Source organism: Mesorhizobium sp. M1E.F.Ca.ET.063.01.1.1 (assembly GCF_003998155.1).
Taxonomy (GTDB): Bacteria; Pseudomonadota; Alphaproteobacteria; order Rhizobiales; family Rhizobiaceae; genus Mesorhizobium.
Genome location: NZ_RZSC01000197.1, coordinates 1 through 9,147, shown reverse-complemented (window position 1 = coordinate 9,147; position 9,147 = coordinate 1). Strand labels below are relative to the sequence as shown.

Sequence of the window (9,147 nt, the reverse complement as noted above, 5' to 3'; positions counted from 1 at the left end):
AGGCAGAATTCGACCAGCGGCTTGTCCCAGAACGGATAGCGCGGTTCGACGCCGAAATTGGCTGCCGCCTTGTCCAGCACCTCGAAAGCGTGCGGCACCAGACCGGTCGAGAGCACCCAGCGATGGGTGAGCGCCTCGCTGGCGCTGACGCTCGACGGCATGTAGCCGGAACGGTGGAAGCGCTCGACGAGGTCGGTGCGCCGGGCGAGCTCGGCGTTGACCAGGCCGCCCCAGGCGGGGACGCGTGCCTGCGCGGCGGGCCCCGGCCGCAGCCTGGACAGAAGCCGGTTCATCCGGCTTCTCCACCTGGCGATCCGCCATGCCGGCCCGTAGATGGTCAGGAATCTGAAATACATGGCGAGCATGCCTTCGCCGTAGATGCCGGAGCCGCCGTGAAGCTCGCGCCACAGTGCCAGCCATCGGCCCGCGTTGGCGAGCTCATGCAGCAGTCCATACCCATGCGAAACGACCTCGTCGCCGCCATGGCCGTCGAGCAGCACCTTCACCCCCTTGGCGCCCGCTGTCCGGTAGATGCTGCGGGTCAACGACAGGCCAGGCGCCAGGAACGTCCCTTCCTGTTCCTCCAGGATGCGCTCGAACTCGGCGAAAGGCGCGTAGTTGCCGACGGAAATCATCGTGCCGTCGAGCCGGTGCCGGTCGAGCACCGCGTCGATGAATGGCTTCTCATCCATCGGCGAGCCCTTCTCGAAGACCAGCGAGAAGGTCTTGAGTCTCGGTCTGCGCTCCGCAGCCGCCCGCAGGCCGGCGACGCCGGCGATCGAAGACGAATCGAGGCCGCCGCTCAGCATCGCGCCGATGGCAGTGGTGCCGCGCATCCGGTTTCGCACCGACTGTGAGAAGAGATGCCTGAATTCCTCAGCCGCATCCGAGCGAAGCGGCCTTGGCGAAGGCTCGATCTGCCAGTAGCGGCGAAGCGTCACCCGGCTGTCCGTCACCGTCAGGATGTGGCGGGCCGGCAGGCGGAAGATTTCGGCATAGTGGGTCGACTGCGGATCGTCGGGCAGTCCGGCAAGGAAGCCGGAAATCTGATGCTCGCTGATGCGCGTGCCGACACCGTCCAGAGCCAGCAGAGGGCCGATCTCCGAGGCGAACGCGAAGCGCCTGGCGCTCGCGTGATAATAGAATGGTTTGATGCCGAAATGGTCGCGGGCGCAAAACAGCGCTCGGCGCTCGGCATCCCAGATCGCGAAGGCGAAATCGCCTTGCAGATAGGTCGGACAGGCATCGCCCCATTTCAGGTAAGCGCGCACAAGAAGCATCGCGTCGGCCGCCGCGTGGTCACGTATGCCGAGACGCGCCAAAAGCTCCTCCCGATTGTCCAGCCGGCAATCCGCCGTGATGGCGAGCTTGCCGTTGGCCATCGTCAGCGGGCCGGGGCCGTCTTCGCCCGTCGTGTCGAGCCAGGCATGGCCGAGCGCCGCGCTTCCATCCGCCCACCACGAGCTGCCGTCGCGCGCCCGGTGGCGCATGCGCGCGAGCATCTGTTGGATGTCGGCGGCTGCGGCAGGCCTGCCGTCCTCCCTCGACAGAATTCCGGCGACGCCGCTCATCGTCTACGGTCCGTGATCGACAAGATGGTTGAACCCGCTGATCGAGCCGCCGAGCACGATGTGGTTGCCGCTGACCAGCCAGGCATGTGCCTTGAGCTCGGCTCCGGTGTCGCGCTCGATGCCGATGCGGATCTTGGAGGCATTGCCCTTGCGGGCAAGCAGATAGTGTCCGGCGAGAGCCTGGGTGAGGCAGCTGGCGCCAGGCACAAACCGTGCGGCAGCGGCGACGCCCCAGGCGATGCGCCTGAGTTCGCCCGTGCTCGCCGCGCCTTTGGCATCAAGCCGCGTCACCAGGCCACGCACATGGTTGTAGGAGAAAACGGCCAGTCCTAGCCGCACGGCGCCGATCACCGCCAGGCAGCGCATCAAGAACAGCATTTCCGCGCCGCTCAGTGAGAGGACCCTAGACCAGTTCCTCATGGTGGAGCCTCGCAAGCCCAGCTTCGATCAGCCCCTTGAGCAGGCCCTCGGCATCGGCCTTGCAGCGCCCGGCATCGACATCGTAGCGCGCAAGCATGGCGTTCTTTATGTCGAGGATCGACCGCGGCTCCTGGATAAGTTCCCAGATATAGGCGCCGACGCCGTTCAGGCTGTAGTAGATGTTGGACTTGAGATGGAGCAGCGCCAGTCCGTTGCCGAATTCGCAGGCCACCGCATCGCTGGTCGCGACCACGCGGTCGTGGTCAGATGGGTTCCAGTGCATCCTAAAACCTCATTGTTGAACGCCACGCGTCTTCAAGCCTGACCGGATCGGTTGCCTGCGATCGCCGGACAGGAAGCCGGGGGAACAGGGTCCCCCGGCCCATCTGTTCAAAGGGGCGCCCGGAGTCCCAACTCCGACATGCCCGGACGCCCTCAGCCTCAAGAGAAGGTAAGCTGGTCGAAAGGCGTGTGTGCGGGAAATGCTGCGTCCAGCGCCGTCGTACCAGCGCCGCCCTGCGTGATCGTTTCGATCGAGCCGTGAACCGTCAGGCTGGGGGCCTCGTACTCCTGCTTCTCAACATTCTGTTCCATTCTACTCTCCAATTAAGACTGGAAGCGGCTTCAGAATGCCGCCAGCATATTGCTATGCCGCGTTGCAATTGCTGCATGGCAGCATTTATGAGTCAAGCCTGATTTACCAGGCCTTAATCAATTCTTGGTTGCGCCCGCCTTCATCGGTGATGAAGTCGCGGACGGTTCCATTTTGGGCAGATGTGGTCCGGCGGTGTAGCGTCGGGTTTTTGCCGTTTAGGTAAGTATATGAAACAATTGTGATAATTTGAGGGGCTCAAATACCTGGCTTACGACCGTGAGGAAAAATGCTGCAGAAAATAGCGCTTGCCGGGCTGCGCCGCCGCAGTCCGCTCCGTCTTCAAAAGTGATCGGAAAGCCGGCGAACTGAACGCGCAGGTTGCAGAGGCGAGGCTGCCTCGGAACGCGCTGGATGGCCGTCCAGATTTTTGGCGATGCTTTTCTTCGCAGTTGCGGTATAACCACCGCCGCGGGCGGTTTTTGCGGAGAAACGACATCGGGCATGGCCGTGCAGGATGCTTCTTACGACAGGCTGCGTGCGGCCGGCTGCGCCGACGAAGTCGCCTATATGCAGGCCTGTCTGCGGCTGTTCTTCAATCCGGCTGCGAGTGCCGCCGGTCATGGCGACATGCCGGCTCCGGCAATCTCGGCATCCAACGTCGCCGACATTGCGAGGCTGAACAAGGTCGCGGTCTTTTTGCTCAAGGCTCTCTCACGCGGGGCGGCTGGCGCCACGCCTCCAGAGTTGCTGGCATGGCTCGACGGCTATCGCCGGCGCACCATGTCGATGAACGCCGCCTGCATCGGCGATTCGATCGCCATCCATCAGGTGCTGCGGGGCAGGCAGATCGATTTCGTCTTCCTGAAAGGGCCGCTCCAGCAGCAATTGCTCTATGGCGATCATTTCATGAAGCCGTCCGGCGACGTCGACATCCTGGTTTCGCCGTCCGGTTTCACCGCCGCCCGCGAGGCCTTGCGCTCGGTCGGCTACGAGGTCGCCGGCAAGTCGCGCTCGGTCTGGTGGGTGCGCTTCCTCGGCGAGCAGCATATGGTCCGCGACGACGGCGTGCGGGTTGCCACGGTCGACCTCCACTACCGGCTGCAGCAGCCGGGCTCGCCGAGCCCGCGCGATATCGACGGCTTCCTGCGCCGCAAGCGTCAGGTCGAGATTGCCGGAACCGGTATGCCTTTGATTTCGGCGTCCGACATGTTGCTCTTGTCCTGCATCAGCGTGGCCAAGGCCTTCTTCAACCGCGAGCCTTGCGCCGGCTATGTCTGCGACGTCAGAGCCGCGGCCAGCCGGCTGAGCGAAACCGAACAGCAGAATGTGCTTGACCACGCCGCCGGGCAGGGTCTGGCCGATACGCTGCTGCTTGGCCTGCGCGCGGCCGATGTTCTGCTTGGCGGCACTGTCACACTGCTCTCGGACCGCGCCACCCGGATCCTGGCGCGCATCGCCAATGCCGACCTCTTCCACATGGTGATCGCGCCCTGGCTGTCGTCGCTGCGCTGGCCGCAGCGGCGGACGGTGCTGTGGGAGCTCTGCGGCCGCGAGCCGGTGCGCTATCTGACCGAGGCCGGATGGGCGGCCTCCGCCGATCTCAGCCGGCGCATCTTCGAGCGGCCGGACGCCGTCACGCCGGTGCGGGGCAACGGATGAGGACAGGTTTCGCATTCAACATCTCGGGCAGGGGATTGGCTGGGACTCATGCAATCGAAAGGTGAATCATGCCCGTGACGACCCCAAGGGTCTGCGTCATAATCGCCGCCCGCAATGCGGCGCGGACCATTCCCGTCGCCATCGCCTCGGCTTTGCGCGAGGCGGAGGTGGCGGAAGTCGTCGTGGTCGACGACGCCTCCACCGACGATACGCAGCATGTGGCGCGCGCCGCCGACGACGGCCGTGGCAGGCTTTCGGTGATGCGTCTCGACGTCAACCGAGGTCCGTCCTTCGCCCGCAACGCCGCGATCAAGGCCTCCGTTTCGCCTTTCCTCAGTATCCTCGACGCTGACGATTTCTTCCTCGAGGGCCGCTTCCGCCGGCTGTTCGCCAGCGCCGACTGGGATTTCGCCGCCGACAACATCATGCTGATCAGGGACGATGCGGCGAGCGACCTTACCAAGGTCGCGGCTCCGTCCTTCGCGCCCGAGCCGCAATTCCTCGATTTCGAGGGTTTCATCGAAGGCAACATCTCTCGCCGCCGCGTCCTGCGCGGCGAACTGGGCTTCCTCAAGCCTGTGATCAGCCGGGCATTCCTTGAGCGCCACGGGCTGAGCTATGACGAAAACCTGCGGCTCGGCGAGGATTACGAGCTCTATGCGCGCGCGGTCGCCTGCGGAGCGCGTTTCAAAATCATCAAGTCCTGCGGCTACGGCGCAATCGTGCGCGCCGATTCGCTGAGCGGCCGCCATAGGACGCAGGATCTGAAGCGCCTTGCCGACGCCGACCTGGCGCTGCTGGCGCTGGGCAACCTGCCGGAAGGCTCGAAGGCCGCGCTGCGGCGCCACGAACGCCATGTGCGCGACAAATACCGGCTGCGCAATTTCCTCGATGTGAAGGCGGAGCGCGGCCTGGCGTCGGCCGCCGCCTATGCCCTCGCCAGCCAGTCCAATCTGATCCCGATCGTTCGCGGCGTGGCCGCCGACAAGCTGGACGCGCTGTTCCGCCGCACCGGCATTGCTGCAAAGCAGCAAGTGCCTGCGATGCGCTTCCTGATGGCTGCGACAAGTGCTGCGGAAGAGTGATCCCGCGCAGCTCCGGCGGCCAGCTATTTTCTAAAAAAGTCCGCATTCCGAAACTACGCGGTTGCCTACTTGCCTCGAGAATGGCAGTCTATGTTGCGGTGCAGCAATTGCGAAAGGCCGATCGAATGGCTTCGATTTTTGGCTTCAGATCCAGGGACCCGGCCCGCGACCGGCAGACCGATCTCCAGCGACTGGATCGTCTGGCGAAGCTGTTCGACCAGATCGGCGCCGAGATCGAGGCGGAGAAGACCGGGCTGGAGAATCGCTACCGGTCGACGGCAGCCAACGCGGCCTTCCTGGTCGAGGCCATGGAGAATGGCTCCGCGTCGACAGATAAGTCGTCGGACGTCAGCGCGATGACCGGCGCGATCCTGAATTACGAGCGGCGCATCGCCGAACTCGCCCGACAGAAAGGCCTGATGAAGGAACTGCGCCATTCGCTTGACGCGATCGTCGATGAAGGTGCTGAGCAGGCCAGCGCGGCCGTAGGATTGGCGAGGTCGGCGGGACGAGCCTGAAAAGGCACGTCAACGCACGCGTCGTCGGTACCAGACAACAGAGGAGTTCAAAGGGCAAAGGATCAGAAGCGGCTCGCCTGAGGCGGGCCAGGAATGACTTTGGGTTGGGGCGGACAACACAAGGTGAGTTTGTTATGAACGCAGATCCCAACAACACCACGACCGCGGCGGCTTGCGGCATGTCGCGCGCGCACCCGAATGGGCCGCGTAGCTTTTGGCCAAGCCTCGCAAGCGCGCTGCTCGCAGTTACAGCAGCCGTTTTGGCGGTCCCGCATTCGGCGCATGCCGAGGATGCGCATGCGCAGGACATGCAAAGCGCGCCGTCCTTCGTCGACAATTTCTCGAATTTCGACCGTTCGCGCTGGTACGTCTCCGACGGCTGGAGCAACGGCAATCACCAGAACTGCATCTGGTCGAAGGATCTGGTCCGGCTTTCCGACGGCGTGCTTTCGCTCGGCTTCGAAAAACGCAAGCTCAAGGATCGCGAGTTCGCCTGCGCCGAGCTGCAGACCAAGCAGCGCTATGGCTACGGCGTCTATGAGGCGCGCATGAAGACGGACACCGGATCCGGCCTCAACGCCGCGTTCTTCACCTATATCGGGCCGCAGGACAAAAAGCCCTGGGACGAGATCGACTTCGAGGTTCTGACCAAGGATCCGTCGAAGGTCCAGGTCAACAGCTACATCCAGGGCAAGCCGAAGAACGGCAAGCTCGTCGATGTCGAAGGCGGCGCCGACAAGGGCTTCAATGATTATGGTTTCGTCTGGGAGAAGGACCGGCTGCGCTGGTATGTCAACGGCAAGCTGGTCAACGAGGTGACCAATCCGGACGAATTGCCGACCAATCCGCAGAAGATCTTCTTCAGCCTGTGGGGCAGCGACAAGCTGACCAACTGGATGGGCGCCTTCGCCGATCCCGGCCGCAAGGTGACCATGCAGGTCAAGCGCGTCGCCTTCACCGCTTTGGGCCAGCCATGCCAATTCCCGGAATCGCTGGCTTGCACCATAACTAACAGCAACTAGGCATGATCCCGAACCGAAGGTCATCCGATTTTTGCTTCGCTGACCCACGGTTCGGATATGATCATGCTCTAACGAATTAACCCGGGCCGGCCCCGGGGATATCTGAACTGGCCGGGTCGTTTTGCGGCCCGGCCTTAAACAGGAATAGAACCAAATGAATTTGACGGTGTTTGGAATTGGCTATGTCGGTCTCGTCCAGGCCGCGGTGCTTGCCGAGGTCGGGCATGAGGTGGTGTGCGTCGACATCGACGAGGCGAAGGTGGAGCGGCTCAACCAGGGCTTCATCCCGATTTTCGAACCCGGGCTCGAAACCCTCGTCAAGGAGAACCACGCCGCCGGCCGCATCCGCTTCACCACCGATGCGACCGCGGCCATCAAGCATGGCCAGATCCAGATGATCGCGGTCGGCACGCCGCCCGGCGAGGACGGCTCGGCCGACCTGAAATACGTGCTTGCCGTCGCCGAGGCCATCGGCCGCGAGATGGACGCACCCAAGATCGTCGTCGGCAAATCGACCGTGCCGGTCGGCACCTGCGAGAAGATCAAGGCGAAGATCGCCGAGACGCTGAAGAAGCGCGGCCGCGAGGATCTGAGCTTCGACGTCGCCTCGAATCCGGAATTCCTCAAGGAAGGCTCGGCGGTGGCCGACTGCATGAAGCCGGACCGCATCATCGTCGGCACGTCGAGCGAGGACACCGAGGCGATGATGCGCGAGCTCTACGCGCCGTTCAACCGCAACCACGAGAAGATGATCGTGATGGACGTGCGCAGCGCCGAATTCACCAAATATGCGGCCAACTGCATGCTGGCGACCAAGATCAGCTTCATGAACGAGATGGCCAATCTCGCCGAACAGTTGGGCGCCGACATCGAGGAGGTGCGCAAGGGCATCGGCAGCGATCCGCGCATCGGCTACCACTTCATCTATCCCGGCCTCGGCTATGGCGGCTCCTGCTTTCCCAAGGATGTGCGCGCGCTGATCAAGACCGCCGAGGGCGTCAAGTTCGACGCCAAGCTGCTGCGCGCCGTCGAGGAGCGCAACAACGCGCAGAAATCGGTGTTGTTCGACAAGGTCGACCGCTACTTCCAGGGCAGTCTCAAGGGCAAGACCTTCGCCGTCTGGGGACTTGCCTTCAAGCCGAATACCGACGACATGCGCGAGGCCCCGTCGCGCACGCTGATGGAGGCGTTGTGGGCGGCCGGCGCCAAGGTGCAGGCCTATGATCCGGAGGCCATGCAGGAATGCCAGGCCATTTACGGCCTGCGCGAGGACCTTCTGCTCTGCGGCACCAAGGAAGCGGCCCTGCGCGGCGCCGACGCGCTGCTGATCTGCACCGAATGGAAGAGCTTCAGGGCTCCTTCCTTCGACGCGCTCAAGGACGCGCTTACGACACCGGTCATCTTCGACGGCCGCAACCTCTACGACCCGAAGGTCATTGCCCGCTACGGCATCGAATACCACTCGATCGGCAGGATGGCGGCATGACGATGTCCGCGGCCAGCTTCCCGCCAGACGGTTCCGGCGAACGACAATGGGACCGGCAATGATGGGGCCCCGACAATGATTTGGGGGCCGACAATGATCGCGCGCGTTTCGGGAAAGGGTTCGATCCGATGGTGATGGACGTTCAGCCCGAAAAAATCGCCAACGAGCATTTCGATCTCGTCGTCATCGGTTCCGGTTTCGGTTCAGCCTTTTTCCTGCATGAGTTCCTGAAGCGGCGCAAAGCCCGCGCCCTGGTGCTGGAATGGGGCCGCCACAACACGCATGAATGGCAGCTCAACCAGAACGCCAACACCGACATAGACGACGAGAGCACCTACAAGACCGACAATGCCGACAAGCCGTGGAACTATACGATCGGCCTCGGCGGCGGCACCAACTGCTGGTTCGCGCAGACGCCGCGCTTCCACCCCAACGACTTCAAGCTGAAGAGCACCTACGGCGTCGGCAACGACTGGCCGATCAGCTATGACGATCTCGAGCCGTTCTATTGTGATGCCGAGGAGGTCATGTCGATTTCCGGCGATCCCGACATGGCCCGGATGCTGCCGCGCTCGCGGCCGTTCCCGCAGCCGCCGCATCGCATGTCGGCGCCTGATCGGATGATGAAGGCGGCGCAGCCGGAGCAGCATTTCGTCATGCCGACCGCCCGTGCGCGAGTGGCAACGGCGCAGCGCACCTCTTGCTGCGCCAACCTCAGGTGCTGGCTGTGCCCGGTCGACGCCAAGTTCACCGTCAATAATGGCCTGATGCACGTCTTCGAGCACGCGGAC

At 63.4% G+C, this 9,147-nt stretch carries 10 protein-coding genes and 1 pseudogene; 6 read left to right on the top strand and 5 right to left on the bottom strand.

Annotated elements, in window-relative coordinates; genetic code table 11:
• The 5 genes from EOA29_RS16055 to EOA29_RS16035 form a co-directional block, all read right to left on the bottom strand.
• Positions 1-1,571, bottom strand: a 1,571-nt coding sequence (locus EOA29_RS16055) for a lasso peptide isopeptide bond-forming cyclase (protein WP_127221134.1), incomplete at its 3' end; no start/stop codon positions are given.
• 3 nt (positions 1,572-1,574) lie between these two features.
• On the bottom strand, positions 1,575-1,949 hold the full coding sequence (locus EOA29_RS16050) for a lasso peptide biosynthesis B2 protein (protein WP_245464825.1): 375 nt from the start codon (positions 1,947-1,949) through the stop codon (positions 1,575-1,577).
• Between the two features lie 25 nt (positions 1,950-1,974).
• Positions 1,975-2,274: a PqqD family protein gene (locus tag EOA29_RS16045; RefSeq protein WP_126090563.1), complete on the bottom strand. Its 300-nt coding sequence runs from the start codon at positions 2,272-2,274 to the stop codon at positions 1,975-1,977.
• Positions 2,275-2,432: 158 nt separating this feature from the next.
• Positions 2,433-2,585 carry a lasso RiPP family leader peptide-containing protein gene (locus tag EOA29_RS16040; protein WP_126090562.1) on the bottom strand — a complete coding sequence of 51 codons (153 nt, stop codon included), beginning with the start codon at positions 2,583-2,585 and terminating at the stop codon, positions 2,433-2,435.
• Positions 2,586-2,801: 216 nt separating this feature from the next.
• On the bottom strand, positions 2,802-3,089 hold the full coding sequence (locus tag EOA29_RS16035; protein ID WP_126090561.1) for a hypothetical protein: 288 nt from the start codon (positions 3,087-3,089) through the stop codon (positions 2,802-2,804).
• Here EOA29_RS16035 and EOA29_RS16030 point away from each other — a divergent pair.
• From EOA29_RS16030 to EOA29_RS16005, 6 genes and pseudogenes are all read left to right on the top strand, one after another.
• A complete protein-coding gene (locus EOA29_RS16030; RefSeq protein ID WP_126090560.1) occupies positions 3,088-4,245 on the top strand; it encodes a nucleotidyltransferase family protein in 1,158 nt (385 codons plus the stop codon). The genes EOA29_RS16035 and EOA29_RS16030 overlap by 2 nt on opposite strands.
• A 68-nt stretch (positions 4,246-4,313) precedes the next feature.
• Positions 4,314-5,330 carry a glycosyltransferase gene (locus EOA29_RS16025; protein WP_126090559.1) on the top strand — a complete coding sequence of 339 codons (1,017 nt, stop codon included), beginning with the start codon at positions 4,314-4,316 and terminating at the stop codon, positions 5,328-5,330.
• Between the two features lie 125 nt (positions 5,331-5,455).
• The gene (locus EOA29_RS16020) at positions 5,456-5,848 is read left to right on the top strand and encodes a hypothetical protein (protein ID WP_126095658.1); all 393 of its coding nucleotides are present in this window, start codon (positions 5,456-5,458) and stop codon (positions 5,846-5,848) included.
• Between the two features lie 134 nt (positions 5,849-5,982).
• Complete coding sequence (locus EOA29_RS16015) at positions 5,983-6,870, top strand: family 16 glycosylhydrolase (protein ID WP_126090558.1); 888 nt, start codon at positions 5,983-5,985, stop codon at positions 6,868-6,870.
• A 154-nt stretch (positions 6,871-7,024) separates the two neighbouring features.
• Positions 7,025-8,356 (top strand): UDP-glucose/GDP-mannose dehydrogenase family protein, encoded by a 1,332-nt coding sequence (locus EOA29_RS16010; protein ID WP_126090557.1) that lies wholly within the window; start codon positions 7,025-7,027, stop codon positions 8,354-8,356.
• 128 nt (positions 8,357-8,484) lie between these two features.
• Positions 8,485-9,147 (top strand): annotated as a pseudogene (locus EOA29_RS16005) (GMC family oxidoreductase); the annotation flags it as partial.

Bases quoted from the DNA above. Each gene is read 5' to 3' on its own strand.
- EOA29_RS16035 (WP_126090561.1), bottom strand. From the start codon at position 3,089: ATGCCCGATGTCGTTTCTCCGCAAAAACCGCCCGCGGCGGTGGTTATA.
- EOA29_RS16010 (WP_126090557.1), top strand. From the start codon at position 7,025: ATGAATTTGACGGTGTTTGGAATTGGCTATGTCGGTCTCGTCCAGGCC.
- EOA29_RS16040 (WP_126090562.1), bottom strand. From the start codon at position 2,585: ATGGAACAGAATGTTGAGAAGCAGGAGTACGAGGCCCCCAGCCTGACG.
- EOA29_RS16020 (WP_126095658.1), top strand. From the start codon at position 5,456: ATGGCTTCGATTTTTGGCTTCAGATCCAGGGACCCGGCCCGCGACCGG.
- EOA29_RS16025 (WP_126090559.1), top strand. From the start codon at position 4,314: ATGCCCGTGACGACCCCAAGGGTCTGCGTCATAATCGCCGCCCGCAAT.
- EOA29_RS16015 (WP_126090558.1), top strand. From the start codon at position 5,983: ATGAACGCAGATCCCAACAACACCACGACCGCGGCGGCTTGCGGCATG.
- EOA29_RS16030 (WP_126090560.1), top strand. From the start codon at position 3,088: ATGGCCGTGCAGGATGCTTCTTACGACAGGCTGCGTGCGGCCGGCTGC.
- EOA29_RS16050 (WP_245464825.1), bottom strand. From the start codon at position 1,949: ATGCTGTTCTTGATGCGCTGCCTGGCGGTGATCGGCGCCGTGCGGCTA.
- EOA29_RS16045 (WP_126090563.1), bottom strand. From the start codon at position 2,274: ATGCACTGGAACCCATCTGACCACGACCGCGTGGTCGCGACCAGCGAT.